The sequence below is a fragment of the Micromonospora rubida genome (genome assembly GCF_009908295.1).
Classification (GTDB): Bacteria; Actinomycetota; Actinomycetes; order Mycobacteriales; family Micromonosporaceae; genus Micromonospora; species Micromonospora rubida.
Genome location: NZ_JAAALO010000001.1, coordinates 299,979 through 318,012, shown reverse-complemented (window position 1 = coordinate 318,012; position 18,034 = coordinate 299,979). Strand labels below are relative to the sequence as shown.

Genomic DNA, 18,034 nt, shown 5'->3' with positions numbered 1-18,034 from the left:
CTCGGCTCAGCCTGATCGAAGGCTCAGCGGGGTGCGTCGGATCACGTCCATGACCTCCGCCGCCGCCGCTGCGGAGGAGTGGCGGTCGCGGAGGTCCAGGACGGCGCCGGAAATGCTCACCCGGTGGGCCACGAGCAGCCGCATGATCGCCAGCAGGGGGTCGAACCGGCCGGCCAGGTCGAACCGCCGGCCGTCCGGACCGATCACGACGGCGGGGGTGACGCCGGCGGCGAGGTTGGTGCGCTCCCAGTCGATCTCGTACGACCGCCGGTCCCCGCCGACCTGCACGACGAGCTGCTTCGTCCGGTGCAGCAGCGCGAGGTAGTTCATCGGCACCGTCAGCTTCTTCTCGACGTCGAACGGGGCACCGCCGTCGGGGAACAGCCGCAGGACGGTCTTCAGCACCGGGCCCTCGTACTGGAAGGTGTCCGTGCCCCGCAGCTCCAGGAACCGGCCCCGGACGAGCTGCCCGCCGTGGCGTGCCCACCGGCGGTCGACGCCACCGAACGCCCCCTCCGCGCCGGGCAGGCGGTCGATCACCCACCTGGCCCCGCCGTCCGGCACCGGCTCGGGCATCGGCCGACCGGCCGCAGCCCGCTCGACCAGGCTGTGCAGTTGCGCCGCCACGGCGGGGTCGACGCGGCGCAGGTCGATCGTGTCGCCGTCCAGGGCGATCCGGTCCGTGGCGCTCGCGGTTCTCATCCGCTCCAGGAGGAGATCCGGGTGCCCGGTCAGGTCGACGCGTCGGCCGTCGAGCCCGACCAGCCGGCAGACCCGGACGCCCGACAGCAGGGCGCTGCGCGGCCAGTCGATGCCGAACTTCGCGGGGACGCCCGGGTGGACGACGGCGACGAGGCGCCCCGCGGTGACGGCCGCCAGACACAGGGACGGCACGCGCCACGTGGCCGTCGACTCGAACGGCTCACGGCCCTCGGGGTGAACCCGCAGCCTGAGCCGGATGCGCGCCTTCGGCTCGTCGGGGTCGAGGTCGCCGCCGTAGCTCTGGTACGTCGCCTCCCAGTCCTGGCCGTACGTCACGAACGTCGCCTCGCGCACCTCGGCCATGGCCAACCGGCCGTCCTGGAACGGGATCCGGGCCGTGGGGGTCCACATGGCGAAGCTGTCGTCGTCGCGCCGGTGCGCGTCGTGCACCTCGTTGCGGTCGGTGATCACCCGGAAGTGCGCCCGGGTGAACAGGAAGGCGCCGATCGGGATCGCGAGGGTGAACAGCAGCCCGGTGGCGAGGAAGGCCAGCGGGACGCCTCCCTCGCCCGAGCCGACCTCGCTGACGCCGAGGGCGCCCACGACGAGGAGGACCGGCCCCGCCGCCCCGCAGACGGTGAAGATCACGAGGTTGCGGACGAACGAACGGGCGAAGCTCTGCACGGCCCCTCCTCTGCGGACTCCGGTCCTTGATACCACCGCGCGGGTCGGCGTCGCCCGCGCGTCGCGTACCGGAAGAGGAAAGGCCGGTCCCGGCGGCGCGCTAGGTGCGCGGCGCCGGGACCGGCCATGGCCCGGGCGGTCTCAGCCCATGTGTACGGTGCCACCGGCCGGGATGTCCTCCCGGCGGACCTTGATCAGCAGCAGGGTGGCCAGGCCGGAGAGCAGGATCAGCCCGGCGCCCCAGGCGAACGCGACCGTGTAGCCGTGCACCAGCGCGTTGACCTGGGTCGCGGGGCCGGGGACCCGGGTGGCCAAATATCCGGCGACCGCGCTGGTGTACATGGTGTTCAGCAGGGCGGTGCCGAGCGACCCGCCGATCTGCTGGGTGGCGTTGAGCGTGGCGCTGGCCGCGCCCGCGTCGTGCTCGGGCACCCCGACCAGGGCGAGGCTGGACACCGGCACGAAGGTGAAACCGAGGCCCATGCCGAGGACGACCTGGGCGGGAAGCAGGTGCGCCGCGAACGAGGTGTCCACGTCGATCTGGGTGAGCCACAGCATGGCGGCGCCGGCCAGGACCGCGCCGGCCAGCATCAGCGGCTTCGCGCCGATGCGGGGGAGCAGGACGCTGGCCGCGGCGGCGGCGATCAGCACGCCGGCGGTGACCGGCAGGGAGGCGAGGCCCGCCTCCAGCGGGCTGTAGTCGAGCACCACCTGGAAGTAGAAGGCGAGGAACAGGAACGCCCCGAACAGGCCGGCGCCGACGAGCGTGGAGGCGATGTACGCGCCGGCCCGGTTGCGGTCGAGCAGGATGCGCATCGGCAGCAGCGGGTGGCTGGAGCGCAGCTCGATCACCACGAACACGGCGAGCAGGATCACGCCGGCGGCGATGAAGGCGAGGGTGGCGGTGGCGTCCCAGCCGTCCTCGGCGGCCTTGGTGAACCCGTAGACGAGGGAGACCAGGCCGGCGGTGACCACGACGGCGCCGGGTACGTCGTACCGGGTGTCGCCGTGGGCGCGGCTCTCGGGCACCAGCGGGATGGCGGCGACGATCGCGATGATCGCGACCGGGATGTTGACCAGCAGGCACCAGCGCCAGTTGGCGTACTCGGTGAGCACGCCGCCGAGGAGGAGGCCGACGGCCGCGCCGCCGCCGGAGATCGCCCCGTAGACGGCGAACGCCTTCGCCCGCTCCTTCGTCTCGGTGAACAGCACGGTGAGCAGGGCCAGCGCGGCGGGGGCGAGCAGCGCGCCGAAGGCGCCCTGGAGGGCGCGGGCGGCGAAGAGCAGCCCGCCGCTCTGGGCCAATCCGCCGAGGGCCGAGGCGAGGGCGAAGCCGGCCATGCCGACGATGAAGGCCCGCTTGCGGCCCCAGTAGTCGGCGATCCGGCCGCCGAGCAGCAGCAGGCCGCCGAAGGCGAGGGTGTAGGCGGTGACGACCCACTGCCGGTCGGCGTCGGAGATGTTGAGGTCGATCTGGGCGTTGGGCAGGGCGATGTTCACGATGGTCGCGTCGAGGACGACCATCAGCTGGGCGATCGCGATGATCGCCAGCGCGACCCAGCGCCGCGGGTGCGCGGAGGTTGCCGTCGCCCCGGGCGAGGCAGGCGCGCTGGACGTGGATCCGGGCATGGTGAAGCCTTCCGTGAAGGGTGTCGGTGCGTGGGCGGACCGCCGGATCAGTCGGCGCGGTACCGCAGAACGGGAATCAGGACCTGGTCGACGAGCTCAGTGAGGAACGTGTCGTCGGCGGGGAGCCCGTGGGCGAGGATCCGGGACATCACCATGGCGGGTGCGAGGTCGTGGAAGAGGTCGCGCTCGCCGGCCTCGGGCGGGATCTCGCCACGGGCGGCGGCGCGGACGACGACGGCGGCGCTGAGGACGCGGCCGGCCGGCATCACCTGATGTCGGATGAGCTTCTCCAGCTCCGGGGCGGTGCGCATGGCCAGGGTCAGCGCCTGGATGAGGTCGCTGTCGGCCGTGCAGATGGCAGCGGTGACGCGGAGCATCTCCAGCAGGTCGCCGCGCAGCGAGCCGGTGTCGGCGGGGATGCGCCGGTCGACGTGGCGCTCGTGCAGGGCCGCGGCGACCAGTTCGGGCTTGCCCGGCCAGTGCCGGTAGATGGTGGCCTTGCTGACCCGGGCCCGGGCGGCCACGGTGTCGATGGTCAGCCGGTCGTAGCCCACCTCGCGCAGCAGGTGGATCACGGTGGCGAGCAGCTCCGGGAAGCGTTCCGCCCGCGCCGGTGCCGGGGCGGTCCGCGCTGCGGGAACGGCCGGCGTCGGGCTGGTCCGTGCCGATGCCGCGGCGGTCCGTGCCGGCGGGACGGCCGGGGTCGTCGCGTGCTGCTGCTCGCTCGTCACTGGCCCCTCCTGCGAAACGATGTCGTACCCGAGCGTAGTAAGGACCAGGGCGTTTACAGGCCGGGATGCGATCTGTATCGCATTCCAGGGGGCGAAACGCTATTGTCTTATGCCGGTGTGAGCAAAGTGTCTGGGGCCGGGCACGGCGAGGCCCGGGATCGGGCACGGCGAGGCCCGGGAAAGAGGCGGCGGGGCCGGGAAGGAATGCGGCGGGGGCGGGTCAGGCGCGGCGGGCGCGGGCGCCCTTGAGCCGGCGGCCGAACTCGCGGGCGATCTCCCGCTTGGCGTCCCGCTCGGCGATCGCCTGCCGCTTGTCGTACGACTTACGGCCCTTGGCAAGGGCAAGCTCGACCTTGGCCCAGCCGTCGGCGAAGTACAGCGACAACGGCACGAGGGTGAGCCCGCCCTCGCGCGTCCGGTCGAGGATCCGGTCGATCTCGACGCGCCGCAGCAGCAGCTTGCGGATCCGGCGGGGCTGGTGGTTGGTCCAGGTGCCGAAGCCGTACTCGGCGATGTGCAGGCCGTGCAGCAGCAACTCGCCGTCGTGCTCCTGGGCGAAGGCGTCGACGAGCGAGACCCGGCCGGCCCGCAGCGACTTCACCTCGGTGCCGACGAGCACCAGCCCCGCCTCGTACGTCTTGAGGATGTCGTAGTCGTGCCGGGCCTTCTTGTTCGAGGCGACGAGGGTGCGTCCGGTCTCCCTGGGCACGGTCGGCCTCCCGATGGTGGTTCCACGTCAACGCGAGAGGCTAGCAGCCGCGCAGCCGGTCGTCGCGTGGAAAACGGGTAGAGCGGCGCGGTGACCCCCGGTCACAATGCCGGGATGGATCACCGCGCCACGGTCAAGTTGAGCAAGCGGATGTCCCGGGCGCTACGGCACGAGCCGCACCGCCTGGGCCTCACGCCGGACCGGGCCGGGTGGGTCCTGGTCGACGACCTGCTGGCCGCCCTGCGGGTGGGGCGGGACGCGCTCGACGTGGTGGTCGCCGAGAACGACAAGCAGCGCTTCGCGGTGGAGCGGGGCCCCGACGGGACCGAACGGATCCGGGCCAACCAGGGCCATTCCATCCCGGTCGATCTGGGGTTGGCGCCGGCGGTGCCGCCCGACCGGCTGCACCACGGCACCGGCGCCACCGCCCTCGACTCGATCCGGGCGACCGGGCTGCACCGGGGTAACCGTCACCACGTCCACCTGTCGCCGGACGTCGAGACCGCCCGCCGGGTCGGCGCGCGGCGGGGCGGGGCCGTGGTGGTGTTCACCGTGGACGCGGCGGCGATGGCCCGCGACGGGCACCTCTTCCACCGCAGCGCCAACGGGGTGTGGCTGACCGACGCCGTCCCCGCCCGTTACCTCACCCCGGGACGGTAGGGGCACCCCGCAATCCCGACTGCGCCATTGAAAGTCGCCCGGCCGGCAGGCAGGATCGGCGGTCCGGAGGCATCGACAATGGTGGGGACCTTCAGTGGTGGATGGGGCCGACGGGGGGCGTCCGGCGCGTGACCTGCGGCTGGTCGTGGCCGCGCACGCGGCGTCGACGTACGGCAGCTACCTGAATCTGGTGGCGCTGGGCCTGTTCACGCTGGAGATCACCGGCTCCGCCGTGCAGACCGGCCTGTTCATGGCCGTCCGCATGACCGCAGGCTTCCTCATGGGGCCGGTGAGCGGGCTGCTCGCCGGCCGGTGCCGGCGTGCCCGCCTGATGATCGGCGCCGACGTGCTGTCGGCCGTGACCCTGGCGCTGCTGGTCGCGGCCCCCGCCGGGGCGCGGCCTGGGATGCTCTACGCGCTCGCCGTGGTGCTCGGCTGCGGGCAGACCCTGTGGGGGGTCGCGCTGCGCAGCGAGCTGCCCGAGCTGGCCGGCCCCGATCGGCGGGCCCGCGCCAACGCCCGGCTCGTCGCGGCCCGGTCGGTGGCGATGCTGCTCGGGTTCGCGTCGGCGGGAATCCTGGTCGCGCAGCTCGGCTACGAGGTGGCGTTCCTGCTCGACGCCGGCACGTACGTGCTGTCCGCCGGTCTGCTGGCCCGGGTGCCGGCCCGCCGGCCGGCCACCGCCCCGCCCGGGACCGCGCCGCCCGCCGGCCCGCGTGCCCTGGCCGGCTTCGGGATACTGCGGGTGGTCGCGCCCGTGGTGGCGGCGATGATCGGGGTACGCGCCGCCGACGCGTTCGGGTCCGCGTCGCACAACGTGGGCATCCCGGTGCAGGCCAGCCTGGTCCGCCCCGACTCGCCCGCCGGATACGCCGCCGTCTTCCTGACCTGCTGGGCGGTGGGCAGCCTCGTCGCCGGCCGGTGGTGCGCCCGGCTGGCCGCCCGCACCGGCGGGGTGGGCTCCCCGCGCTCCTTCGGCGTCGCCACCTGCCTGATGTCGGTCTTCTTCGTGCTCGCCTTCACCGATCCTCCCCTGTGGCTGCTGGTCCCGCTGACCGTGGCGGCTGGCGCCGCCGACGGCTACGCCGAGATCAGCTACACCACCCGGCTCCAGGCGGTCGACGAGCCCTGGCGCGCCCGGCTGTTCGGGTTCGCCAGCGCGGCGCAGAACGCCGGCTTCGGCCTCGGCATGGTCGGCTGCGCCGCCGCGCTGGACCGGGCGGCCCCGCTCACGGTTGTCGCCGTGGCCCACGGGGCGGCCTTCGCCACGGCCCTGGCGTTCCTCCTCGTCCAGACGTTCCGACCGGCCGACCGGCACGGTCCACCGAGCCCCCGACCCGTCGAGGTGACGCCGTGACCGCCGTGCCGCCCGCCCGCCGCCCCGCCGTCAGCCATGGGGGCGACCTGCCCGCCGACCCGGAGCACCCCCGGACGCTGGGCGACGCGCTGCGGCGGGCGGCGCGGGAGTTCCCCGACGCCGGCATCCGGGTGGTGGACGAGGACGGCCGCAGCGTGTTCCTCGACCATCCGACGCTGCTCGCCCGGGCCCGCGTGGTGCGGGCCGGCCTGCGGGCGCGGGGGGTCGCCGCCGGCTCGTCGGCGATCCTGCGGGTCACCGCCGGCACGGAGTACTGGCCGGCGTTCTGGGGCTGCGTGCTCGGCGGCGTCGTGCCGCTGACCGTCGGGGCCCCGGCCGGCTACGACGCGGACAGCCCCGCCCTAGCGGCGCTGCTGCACGCCTGGCGGGCCCTCGACGCCCCGGTCGTCCTCGCCGGCGCCGAGGACGTGGCGGGGCTGGCCGGTCTGCCGCTGGCCGGCCGGGTGCTCGCCGTGGCGGAGCTGGCGGCGGGGGACACGGACGCCACCGGGGAACAGCCCGACGCCGCCCCCGACCCCGCCGGGGTGGCCGTGCTGCAACTGTCGTCGGGCAGCACCGGCACCCCGAAGATCATTCCGTTGACCCACCGGGGCCTGTCCGAGTACGCCGTCGGCGCCCGCGAGATGCTCGACGTCCGCCCGGGCGACGTGCTGCTCAACTGGCTGCCGCTGGACCACGTCGCCGGCCTGCTCCTGTACCACCTCGGCGGGGTGTTCCTCGGCGCCACGTCCGTCCACGTCGCCACACCGCTGGTGCTGGCGGACCCGCCGCGCTGGCTGGACCTCATGCGCCGGCACGGGGTGACGCACAGTTGGGCACCGAACTTCGGCCTGCGGCTGGTTGTCGACGCGGTGGCGCGCGCCCCGGGCCGGCGGTGGGACCTCGACGGGGTGCGGCGCATGGTCAGCGGCGGCGAGCAGTGCCTGCCGGAGACGTTCGAGGCGTTCGTCGCCGCGACCGGGGTGCCGGCGGCGGCCATGACCCCGGCCTGGGGGATGTCCGAGACCTGCACCGGGATCACCTTCGCGTCGTTCACCGCGCCCGGCTGCCGGCAGCGGATCGGCACGGCCAGCCTCGACGGCGACCTGGAGTGGGTCGACGACGACGCGGCGGCCGACTGCACGGAGTTCCTGTCCGTCGGCCGGCCCGCCCCCGGGGTCACGCTGCGCATCGTCGACGCCGACGGCGCGGTGCTCCCCGAGGGCCGGGTCGGCCGGCTGCAGGTCCGCTCGGCCCGGGTCACCCCCGGCTACCTCGGCGACCCCGAGGCGAACCGCGCGGCCTTCCCCGACGGGGACTGGCTGGAGAGCGGGGACCTGGCCTACCTGCGCGACGGCGCGGTCACCGTCACCGGGCGGGCCAAGGACCTGCTGATCCTCAACGGGCAGAACATCCCCTGCCACGAGATCGAGCGGATGGCCGCCGGGGTCGCCGGGGTACGCGCCGGGCTCGTCGCCGCCGTCGGCGTACCCGACGCCCGCACCGGCACCGAGTCGCTGGTGCTGTTCCACGTCCCCGATCCCGACGCGGCCGAGCCGGCGCAGCGGGTGGCCGAGGCGCTCACCGCGGTGGTGGCCCGCCGGTGGCAGATCGTCCCGGCGCGGGTGCTGGCCGTGCCCGAGGAGGAGTTCCCGCGTACCTCCGGGGGGAAGGCCCAGCGGGCGGAGCTGCGGCGGCGGTTCCTGGCCGGCGGCTTCCCGCCCGGCGACGGCCCCGGCCCTGGCCCCGTCGCCGGCTTTGTCGCCGGCCCCGGCCCGGCGGGTGTGGGCGCGGAGCCGGCGGGGGGCGGTGCGGGCCCGGTGGGGGAGCCGCCGCAGGCCGGACCCGGGCGGGCGGCGATGCGAACCGTCGTCCGTGCCGCGCTCGCCGACGTCCTCGGCCGGCCGGTCGACGCGGACCGGCCGTTCTACGAGCTGGGCGTCGGCTCCGTCGAGATCGTGCGGTTCCGGGCCCGGCTGGAGCAGGCCCTGGGCCGCCCGGTCCCGCAGCCGGCGCTGTTCGCCCACCCCACCGTCGACGCCCTCAGCGCGCACCTCGCCGCCGGTCCGAGCGCCGGTCCGAGCGCCGGTCCGAGCGCCGGCCACGCGCCGACGCAGGCATTCCCGGCGGACCGGCGGGTCGCGATCGTCGGCATGGCCGCCCGGTTCCCGGGCTCGGGCACCGCCGACGAGTACTGGGAGCGGCTGCTCGCCGGGGTGGAGAGCGTCCACTTCTTCAACCCGCAGGAGCTGGCCGCGGCCGGGGTGCCCGAGGAGGCCGTGCGAGCCTCCGGCTTCGTGGCGGCCAGCGGCATCCTGGACGACGTCGCCGGTTTCGACGCCGGCTTCTTCGGCGTCAGCCCCCGCGAGGCCGAGCTGCTGGACCCGCAGCACCGGCTGTTCCTGGAGACCTGCCACCACGCCCTCGAGGACGCCGGCTGCCCCGGTGAGACCGACGGCCGGCGGATCGGCGTGTACGCGGGCGGCGGGATGAACCTGTACCCGCACCACACGTACCTGCGCCACCAGCTCCCGCAGGCGGTCGGCTCGGCCGACCCGGCCACCACCATCGGCGCGGCGCTGGGCAACCAGCCCGACTTCCTGGCGACCCGCGTCGCGTACCGGCTCGGGCTGACCGGCCCGGCGGTGACCGTGCAGACCGCCTGCTCCACCTCGCTGGTCGCGGTGCACCTGGCGGCGCGCGCCCTGCTGGCCGGCGACGCCGACATCGCCCTGGCGGGCGCGGTGGCGGTGCACGTCCCGCAGGTCACCGGGTACCGGCACACCCCCGGGTCGATCCTGTCCGCCACCGGGCGGTGCCGGCCCTTCGACGCCGACGCCGACGGCACCGTCGGCGGCAACGGGGTGGCGGCCGTCGTGCTCAAGCCGCTCGACCGGGCGCTCGCCGACGGCGACCGCATCCACGCGGTGCTCCTCGGCTCGGCGGTCAACAACGACGGGGCCGGAAAGGTCGGCTACACCGCGCCCGGGGTGCCCGGGCAGGTGGACGTCGTCCGGCGGGCCCTGCGCGACGCGGGGGTGTCGGCCGCCTCCGTCGGGTACGTCGAGGCGCACGGCACCGGCACCGCCCTCGGTGACCCGATCGAGCACCACGCCCTCGCCGAGGCGTACGCGCCCGCGCAGGCGTTCCTCGGCTCGGTGAAGGCCAACATCGGGCACCTGGACAGCTGCGCCGGGATGGCCGGCCTGATCAAGGCCGTGCTCACCGTCCGCTCCGGCCGCGTCCCGCCGCAGATCAACTTCACCCGGCCGAACCCCGCGCTGGGCCTGGCCGACGGGCCGTTCACCGTCACCACCGTCGCCGCCGACTGGCCGGCGACCGGGTCGCCCCGGCGGGCCGCGGTCAGCGCCCTCGGCGTCGGCGGCACCAACGCCCACGTGATCGTCGAGGAGCCGCCGCCCCCACCGCCGCCCCCACCGCCCAGGCCCGGCGACCGGCCCGCCCCGGTCCCCGGCCTGCTCCCGCTCTCCGCCGCCGACCCGGCCGCGCTGGCCGCGCTCGCCCTGGCCCACCGGGACCGGCTCCGCGCCGACCCCGCCCCGCCGCTGGCGGACCTGGTGCTGACCGCCGGCACCGGTCGCCGTCACCTGCGCCACCGCCTCGTCGCCCTCGGCGACTCGACCGCCGCGCTGGCCGATGCCCTGGACCGGCACGCCGCCGGCCTCCCGGCCGACGTGGTCGCCGGCGACACCGGCGGGGACGCCGCCGGGCCGGTCGCCCTCGCGTTCCCCGGCCAGGGGGACGTCCGCGAGGCGCTGCTCCCGCTGGCGGCGCGGTTCCCGGTGGTCCGCGCGGTGCTCGACGAGGCCGCCGACGCGTACCGGGAGGCGGGCGGCGGGGACCTGGTCGACCGGCTGCGCGAGGATCGGCCGCCCGCCGGCCGACCCACCGACGTGGCCCAGCCGGCCCTGGTCGTCGTCGGGGTGGCGCTGGCCGAGCTGTGGCGGTCGTGGGGTCTGACCGTGGACCACGTCCTCGGGCACAGTGTCGGCGAGTACGCGGCCCTGGTCGTCGCTGGCGCGCTGTCCCTCGCCGACGCCGTCCGCCTCGCCGCCTGCCGGGGCCGCCTCATGGCCGACGGCCTGCCGCCCGGCGCGATGCTGGCGGTGCTGGCCGACCGGCACGTCGTGGCCGACCTGATCGCCGGCTCGTCGCTGGAGCTGGCGGCGGTCAACGGGCCGGCCCAGCACGTCCTCGCCGGCCCGCCGGCCGAGGTCGACGCCGCCGCGGCCCGGGCCGCCCGGCTCGGGGTGGTGACCCGGCGGCTCCCGGTCGACCGGGCGTTCCATTCGGCGGCCGTGGCGCCGGTGCTGGACCGCCTTCGGGAGCTGGCCGGCGAGGTCGCGTTCCGGCCCACCCGGCTGCCGGTCGTCAGCGCCCTCGACGGCCGGGTCCACCCGCCCGGCTGGCGGCCCGACGCCGAGCACCTGTGCCGGCACGCGCGTGAGCCGGTGCGCTGGCACGACGCCGTGTCCGCCCTGGCCGCCGAGGGCTGTCGGACGGTGGTCGAGGCGGGCGCGGACTGCGTGCTGACCGGCATCGCCGCCGTGGCCGGGCCGGCGCCGCGCTGGGTCCCGTCCCAGCGCCGCGGTCTCGACCCGGCCGCCGGACTGTGGCGGGCGGCGGCGGAGCTGCACGTCGCGGGGACTCCGCTGGACTGGGCAGGGCTCGTGGACGGCTGTGGCGGCCGGCGGACCACGCTGCCCGCGTACCCGTTCCAGCGCCGCCGGTTCTGGGTTGACCCGCCCGCCGCCGCCGACCCGCGCGCCGCCGATCCGCGCGCCGCCGACCTGCCCGCCGCCGACCCGCCCGCCGTCATGGCAGCGTCGGTCGTGCCCGCTTCCGTGGGGTCTGTCGCCGCGCCGGCTCCGGCGGTGGGGAAGGAATCGGCGGGGGTGGACTCGGCGGTGCTGGAGCGGGTGCGGGCGCTGACCGCCGAGCGGCTCGGCCTGGCCGTCGCCGAGGTCGACCCGGACCAGAGCTTCTTCGCCCTGGGCGCCGACTCGCTCCTGCTGATCACCATGTCCCGCGAGATCGACCGTGCCTTCGCCGTCCGGGTGCCGGTGCGGGACCTGTTCACCGCCGTCGACACCCCCCGCCGCCTGGCCGCCGCCATCACCACCGCCACCCCGGGGGCGACGGACCCGGGGGCGACCGCGCCTCCCGGGCGGCACCGGGCGGCCGGGTCCCCCGCGACCGGGCCGGAGCCGCTCGGGCCGGAGCCGCTCGGACGGGAGCCGCTCGGACGGGAGTCCCTCGGACGGGAGTCCCTCGGACGGGAGTCGCCCGGGCCGGAGCCGCTCGGGCCGGCTCCGGCCGGCCTCGTCGCCGGCGGGGGCCGGCCGGTGCCGGGCGAGCTGGCCGGCATCATCCATCGGCAGCTGGACCTGATGCAGCAGCAGCTCGCCCTGCTCGGCGCCGCTTCCGGGCTCGTCGACGGCCCGCCGGCAGGCGCGACCCCGGCGGTGTCGTCGGCTGCGGAGTCCGCCGCCCGCCCCCTCGCCGCCGAGCCGGTTGCCGCCGTGTCCCTCGCCGCCGTGCCGGTCGTCGCTTCCACGGACGCCGTCGCGCCGCCGGTGGCCGCGCCGGACACCGCCGACTTCAGCCTCTACTTCTTCGGTGACTACCCCGACCAGGACCGGGACGACAAGTACGGGGTCGTCCTCGACGCGGCGGAGTTCGCCGACGTGCACGGCTTCCACGCCGTCTGGATGCCGGAGCGGCACTTCCACTCCTTCGGCGGTCTCTTCCCCAACCCGTCCGTGCTCGCCGCCGCCCTCGCGGCGCGCACCCGGCGGGTGCGGCTCAACGCCGGCTCGGTCGTGCTGCCCCTGCACCATCCCGTCCGGGTCGCGGAGGAGTGGTCCATGGTGGACAACCTCTCCGGCGGCCGGATCGGGCTCGGCTGCGCGCCCGGCTGGCACGCCAACGACTTCGTCTTCCAGCCCGACCACTTCGGGCGGCACAAACAGGTGATGTACGAGCACCTGGACACCGTCCGGCGGCTGTGGCGCGGGGAGTCGGTGCCGGCCCGGTCGGGCAGCGGCGAGCAGATCGCGGTACGCCTGTTCCCCCGGCCGGTCCAGGCGGAGCCGCCGGTCTTCACCGCGATCGTCGGCAACCCGGACAGCTACCGGGAGGCCGCCCGCCGCGACGTCGGCGTGGTGACCAACCTGATGACGCAGGACGTGGCGCGTCTCGCCGAGAACGTCGCCCTGTATCGGCGTACCCGGGCCGAGCACGGGCTCGACCCGGCCGGTGGGCGCGTGGTGGTGCTGCTGCACGCCTACCTCGGCGAGGACGCCGAGCGGGCCCGGGCCGAGGCGTTCGAGCCGTTCTGCGCCTACCTGCGCTCCTCGTTCAGCCTGCTCGGGCAGGTGGTCAACAGCCTCGGCATGAACGTCGACCTGGCCGACACCCCGGACGACGACGTCCGGTTCGTGCTGTCCCGGGCGTACGAGCGGTACTGCGCCGAGCGCGCGCTCATCGGGTCCCCGGGAGGCTGCCGGGCGGTGGTCGAGGCGGTGCTCGACGCCGGCGTCGACGAGATCGCCTGCTTCGTCGACTTCGGACTCCCGGGGGACGCGGTCCGTGCCGGCCTGCCGGCGCTCGACGCACTGCGCCGGGCCACCCCGCGCCGGATCGCCGCCCCCACCGGGCCCCCGGCGGCCAGCGCGGCACCGACGCCGGCCCCCGGCAGCCCGGTGCCCCCGCCACTCGACGCAACCGCAGGAACCGCAGGAACCGACGCAACCGGCGGGGCTGTCCGGACCGCGCCGCTGTCGTCCGCGCAGCGCCGGCTCTGGCTGGTGGAGCGGCTGCACCCGGGCACCCCCGCGTACCACGAGGGGGTGGCCGTGCGGCTGCGCGGCCCGCTCGACCACGCCGCGCTGCGGGGCGCGTTGCGGGACGTGGTCGACCGGCACGCCCCGCTGCGCACCAGCTACGCCGAGGTCGACGGGGAGCCCCGGCAGGTCGTATCCGCGTGGGTGCCGGTGGAGTGCCCGGTGCGCGACCATGCCGGCGAGGCCGAGGACGCGGTGGTCCGGGCCGCGCTGGCCGCCGGGAGCCGGGGGGTGTCCGACCTGGCCCGTGGGCCGGTGTTCGCCTTCACGCTGCTGCGCTTCTCCGCCACCCACCACGTGCTGGTGCTGACGTTCCACCACCTGGCCACCGACGGCGGGTCGTACGCCGTGCTCACCCGGGAGGTCTCGGCCTGCTACCGGGCCCGCGCTGCCGGCGCCGACCCCCATCTGCCGCCGCTGCCGGTCACCTACCCGGAGCTGGCGGCGGCCGGCGTCGGCGAGCCCGACGACAAGGACCTGGCCTACTGGCGGGGCCGGCTCGACCCGCCCCCGCCCACCCTCGTCATCCCGTCCGACCTGACCCGCCCGGCGCTGCCGTCGGCAGCGGGGGAGAGCGTCTTCCGGGAGCTGCCCGCCGAGCTGGCGGAGCGGGTACGGCGGTTCGGCCGGGACGAGCGGGTCACCCCGTTCACCGTCCTGCTGAGCGCGTTCGGGGTGCTGCTGTTCCGGTTCACCGGCCAGGCAGACCTGGTGATCGGCACCGGCACGGGCGGCCGGGACGAGCAAACCGCCGACCTGATCGGGTTCTTCGTCCGGACCCTCCCGCTGCGGCTGGACCTCACCGGCGACCCGACCTTCCGGGAGTTGCTCGCCCGGGTCCGGGTGACCGCCGCCGACGGGTACGAGCACGACCGGGTCCCGTTCGACGCCCTGGTCCACGCCGTGGCCCCGAACCGCGAGGCCGGCCGTCATCCCCTCTTCGACGTGGTCGTGGAGTACGAGAGCGGCCCCGAGGCGTTCGCCTTCGACCTGCCGGGCGTCACCGCCGAGCCCCTGCCGGTGGGACTGGACAAGGCTCCGGTCGACCTGATGGTCTACCTGTCGCACGGCGGGACGCTGCGCTGCCACGTCGAGTACCGCACGGAGGTGCTCGACCGGGCCACCGTGGACCGGCTGCTCGACCACCTCCACCGGCTGCTGGATGTGCTGACCCGCGAGCCGGGCCTGCCGCTGTCCCGGTTGGCCGACCGGCTCGACGATCCGGCCGTCCGCCCGGTCGGGCCGCAACCCGAACCCGCCGCCGATCGGCTGCACGACCTGTTCGTCCGGCAGGCCGCCCGGACCCCCGACGCGGTCGCCGTGGTCTCCGGGGAGCGTCGGTGGACGTACCGGGAACTGCGCGACCGGGCCCGGGACCTGGCCCGGCGGATCGCGGCGCACGGCGTCGGGCCGGACGACCTCGTCGCCGTGCTCCTGCCGCGCCGGCCGGAGCTGGTCGCGGCGCAGCTCGCCGTGCTGATGGCCGGCGCGGCCTTCCTGCCGCTGGACCCGGGCCTGCCGGCGGCCCGGCTGCGTGACCTGCTCGCCGACAGCGGCGCCCGCCTGCTGCTGACTGCCGCCGACGTCCCCGACCCCGTCCGGGCCCCCGCCGGGGTGGTCCGGGTGCTGGTGGACGGGCCCGCCGAGCCGGACCTGCCCGACCCGGTCGACGCGGCCGGGCCCGGGCACCTCGCCTGGTGCGTGTACACCTCCGGATCGACCGGCCGGCCCAGGGCGGTGGGCGTGCCACACCGGGCCGCCGTGGACATCGTCGACTGGCACGCGCGCGCCCTGGCCCTCACCGGCGCGGACACCGTGGCGCATGCCCTCGGCCTCGGGTTCGACGCGAACCTCGCCGAGATCCACCCGGCGCTCGCCGCCGGGGCGACCCTGCACCTCGTGCCGTCGCGGGTGCGCGCGGACCCGGCGCGGCTGGTCGCGCAGTGGCGCCGGGCCGGGGTCACCGTCGCCTTCCTGCCGGCGCCCCTCGCCGAGCTGGTGCTCGCGCTCCCGACGCCGCCCGCCCCGACGGTCCGGGCCCTGGTGGTCGGCGGGAGTCAGTTGCGCCGCCGGCCGCCCGCCGGGTACCCGGCGGCGGTGCTCAACGCGTACGGCCCGACCGAGGTCGTCGTCGTCACCACCGCCGGCCCGGTGCCGGCCGACGGCCCCGGTCCGATCGACATCGGTCGGCCCGTGGACCACCGCCGGCTGTACGTGCTGGACCGGCGTGGCGGGCCGGTGCCGCCGGGCGCGGCCGGCGAACTGTACGTCGGCGGCACCGGGCTCGCCCGGGGCTACCTGGGCCGGCCCGCGGCGACCGCGGCGGCGTTCCTGCCCGACCCGTTCGCCGCGACGCCCGGGGGCCGGATGTACCGGACCGGGGACCTGGTCCGGCTCCGCGGCGACGGCACGGTGGAGTTCCTCGGCCGGGTCGACGACCAGGTGAAGATCGCCGGGCACCGGGTCGAGCCGGGCGAGGCCGCCGCCGCGCTCGCGCTCCTGCCGGGGGTACGCCAGGCCACCGTCGTCGCTCGGCACGACCGGGCCGAGCCGTACCTGGTCGGGTACGTGGTCGGCGGCGACGACGGCGAGCCGCCCGCCGCCCGGACCGCCCGGCTGACCGCCGAGCTGGGGGAGCGGCTGCCGGCCCACCTCGTCCCTCGGGCGTGGGTGACGCTGGACGCCCTGCCCACCGGGGACACCGGCAAGGTCGACGTCGCCCGGCTCCCGGCTCCCGACCAGCCGCCCGCCGGGGAGGAGCCGCGCCCCGGCCGGGAACGGCTCGTCCACGACGCCTGGTGCGCGGAGCTGGGCGTGGCCCGGGTCCCGCTGGACGTCTCCTTCTTCGCCGCGGGGGGCGACTCCCTGGGCGCGGTCCGCCTGGCCAACCGGCTACGCGAGGCGCTCGGCGTCGAGGTCGGGGTGGACCGGGTGCTGCGCAGCCCGGGCGTCCGCGCGATGGCCGCCGACCCGCCGCCCGCCCCCACCGCCCCGCCCGCCCTCACCGCCCCGGCCGGGCCCGGCGGATCGGCCGGGCCGGGCGCCCCGGTGGACCCTGGTGACCGGGCCGGTTCCGTCGCTCCGGTCCCGGACCCCGGCCCGGCCCCGGTGGAGTGCGACGTCGCGGTGCGGGACCGGGCGCCGGCGACGTACCAGCAGGAGCTGATGTGGCACCGGCAGCGCCTGGCCCCCGACCCGGCGGCCGTGCACATGGCGGTACGCGTCGACCTCGCCGGCCCGCTCGACGTGCCCGCACTGGCGGCGGCGGTCGAGGCCCTCGTCGCCCGGCACGAGGCCCTGCGTACCCGCGTCGTGGCGCGCGACGGCGCGGTGGTGCAGGAGGTGCTGGCCCACCGGCCGGTCCCGGTGCCGGTGACCGACCTCGCCACCGCCGACCTCGCCGGGGCGCGGGCGTGGTGCGTGGCGGCCGGCCGGGCGCCGTTCCCGGCCGACGGGCCGTGGCTGCGGGCCCGCCTCGCCCGGCTGACCGGCGACCGTTGGGTGCTCCTGATGGTCGTGCACCACCTGTGCGGGGACGGCTGGTCCATGCTCCAGCTTCTCGACGAGCTGGGGCGGGGCTACTCGGGTGCGCCGCCCGACCGCGCGCCGGCGCTGCGCTACGTCGACCACGCGCGCCGGCAGCGGGCGACCGGCGTCCCGCCGGCGGTGCTGCGCCACTGGCGGGACCGGCTCGCCGACGCGCCCCGGGCCGTCCCGATGCCCACCGACCGGCCCCGGCCGGCCACGCCGTCGGGCCGCGGGGCGGAGTACGCCTTCGACGTGCCGGTCGAGCTGACCGGCCGCCTGAACCGGCTCGCCGTCGACGCGGGCCTAACGTTGTTCCCGCTGCTCGCCGCCGCGTACGCCCGGTTGGTCGGCGAGCTGACCGGGGCCCGGGACGTCGTGCTGTCCTGCCCGTACGCCCACCGGGAGCGGCGGGAGCTGGAGCCGGTGGTCGGCCTGTTCGCCAGCACCCTGCCGCTGCGGGTGGGGCTGCGCGACGGGGAGCCCCTCGTCGACCTGGCGGCCCGGACCGACGCGGTGTTCCTCGACGCGGTGCGGCACCAGCCCGCGCCGTTGCCGGTCCTCCACGCCGTCGTCGACCCGGACTGGCGGATGGGGGATCCGCCGCCGATGACCGGTGCGATCTTCGCCTGGAATCCGGGGATGCCGCCGCTGCGCCTGGCGGGGCTGGTCACGGACGTCACCGATCAGGGGCTGGACTGCGCGCGCCGGGACTGGGCGCTGATGGTCACCCCCGCCGACGGTGGCCTGCGGGGTGTCGTCGAGTATGCGACGGACCTGTTCGACGAGGCGACCGTCGCCGGCCGGTGCCGCCGGTACGTCGACATCCTGACCCGAGCGGTCGCGGACGCCCGGGGTGGCGACGGCTCGCCCCGGTGAGCGGCGCCCGCAGCTACCAGGCGGCGATCACCCCGGACCGGCGTCAGGGCCGGGTGGTCAGCGTCATGTCCCTGGCGGCCACCTCGGCGGCGGCCCTCGCCCCAGGGCTGGCCGGGCTGCTGCTGGCCCGGTTCTCCAGCGGGACAGCGATGCTGATCTTCCCGGCGCTGGTCGCCGTCCCCGCCGTCACCGCGACGTTCAGCACCGGGATCAGGGCGATGCGTGTAGAGCCCTGACCTGTGGCGACGGCCATCGTGGACGGTCGGGGACATTTATTGTCGTACCCAGTCGT

The 18,034-nt window shown here is 76.4% G+C and carries 8 protein-coding genes; 4 read left to right on the top strand and 4 right to left on the bottom strand.

Translation table 11 applies throughout. The features are described from left to right. Positions 1-6: 6 nt before the first annotated feature. The 4 genes from GVV04_RS01330 to smpB all read right to left on the bottom strand — a co-directional run bounded on the left by GVV04_RS01330 (position 7) and on the right by smpB (position 4,455). Positions 7-1,386, bottom strand: a complete 1,380-nt coding sequence (locus GVV04_RS01330; RefSeq protein WP_161683890.1) for a hypothetical protein — start codon at positions 1,384-1,386, stop codon at positions 7-9. A gap of 141 nt (positions 1,387-1,527) precedes the next feature. Further along, positions 1,528-3,015, bottom strand: a complete 1,488-nt coding sequence (locus tag GVV04_RS01325; protein ID WP_161683889.1) for an MFS transporter — start codon at positions 3,013-3,015, stop codon at positions 1,528-1,530. Positions 3,016-3,062: 47 nt separating this feature from the next. Further along, on the bottom strand, positions 3,063-3,746 hold the full coding sequence (locus tag GVV04_RS01320) for a TetR/AcrR family transcriptional regulator (protein WP_161683888.1): 684 nt from the start codon (positions 3,744-3,746) through the stop codon (positions 3,063-3,065). A 220-nt stretch (positions 3,747-3,966) separates the two neighbouring features. Then, on the bottom strand, positions 3,967-4,455 hold the full coding sequence (gene smpB / locus GVV04_RS01315) for an SsrA-binding protein SmpB (protein WP_161683887.1): 489 nt from the start codon (positions 4,453-4,455) through the stop codon (positions 3,967-3,969). A gap of 114 nt (positions 4,456-4,569) precedes the next feature. On the opposite strand from smpB, the gene GVV04_RS01310 reads away from it, so the two are divergent. The 4 genes from GVV04_RS01310 (at position 4,570) to GVV04_RS01295 (ending at position 17,978) form a co-directional block, all read left to right on the top strand. Beyond that, positions 4,570-5,115 carry an RNA 2'-phosphotransferase gene (locus GVV04_RS01310; RefSeq protein WP_161683886.1) on the top strand — a complete coding sequence of 182 codons (546 nt, stop codon included), beginning with the start codon at positions 4,570-4,572 and terminating at the stop codon, positions 5,113-5,115. Between the two features lie 97 nt (positions 5,116-5,212). Then, the gene (locus GVV04_RS01305) at positions 5,213-6,472 is read left to right on the top strand and encodes an MFS transporter (protein ID WP_161683885.1); all 1,260 of its coding nucleotides are present in this window, start codon (positions 5,213-5,215) and stop codon (positions 6,470-6,472) included. After that, complete coding sequence (locus GVV04_RS01300; RefSeq protein ID WP_161683884.1) at positions 6,469-17,742, top strand: non-ribosomal peptide synthetase/type I polyketide synthase; 11,274 nt, start codon at positions 6,469-6,471, stop codon at positions 17,740-17,742. Before GVV04_RS01305 ends, GVV04_RS01300 begins: the two co-directional genes overlap by 4 nt. Then, positions 17,739-17,978 (top strand): hypothetical protein, encoded by a 240-nt coding sequence (locus tag GVV04_RS01295; protein WP_235965529.1) that lies wholly within the window; start codon positions 17,739-17,741, stop codon positions 17,976-17,978. Before GVV04_RS01300 ends, GVV04_RS01295 begins: the two co-directional genes overlap by 4 nt. The last annotated feature ends 56 nt before the right edge of the window (positions 17,979-18,034 follow it).

Bases quoted from the DNA above. Each gene is read 5' to 3' on its own strand.
- GVV04_RS01325 (WP_161683889.1), bottom strand. From the start codon at position 3,015: ATGCCCGGATCCACGTCCAGCGCGCCTGCCTCGCCCGGGGCGACGGCA.
- GVV04_RS01310 (WP_161683886.1), top strand. From the start codon at position 4,570: ATGGATCACCGCGCCACGGTCAAGTTGAGCAAGCGGATGTCCCGGGCG.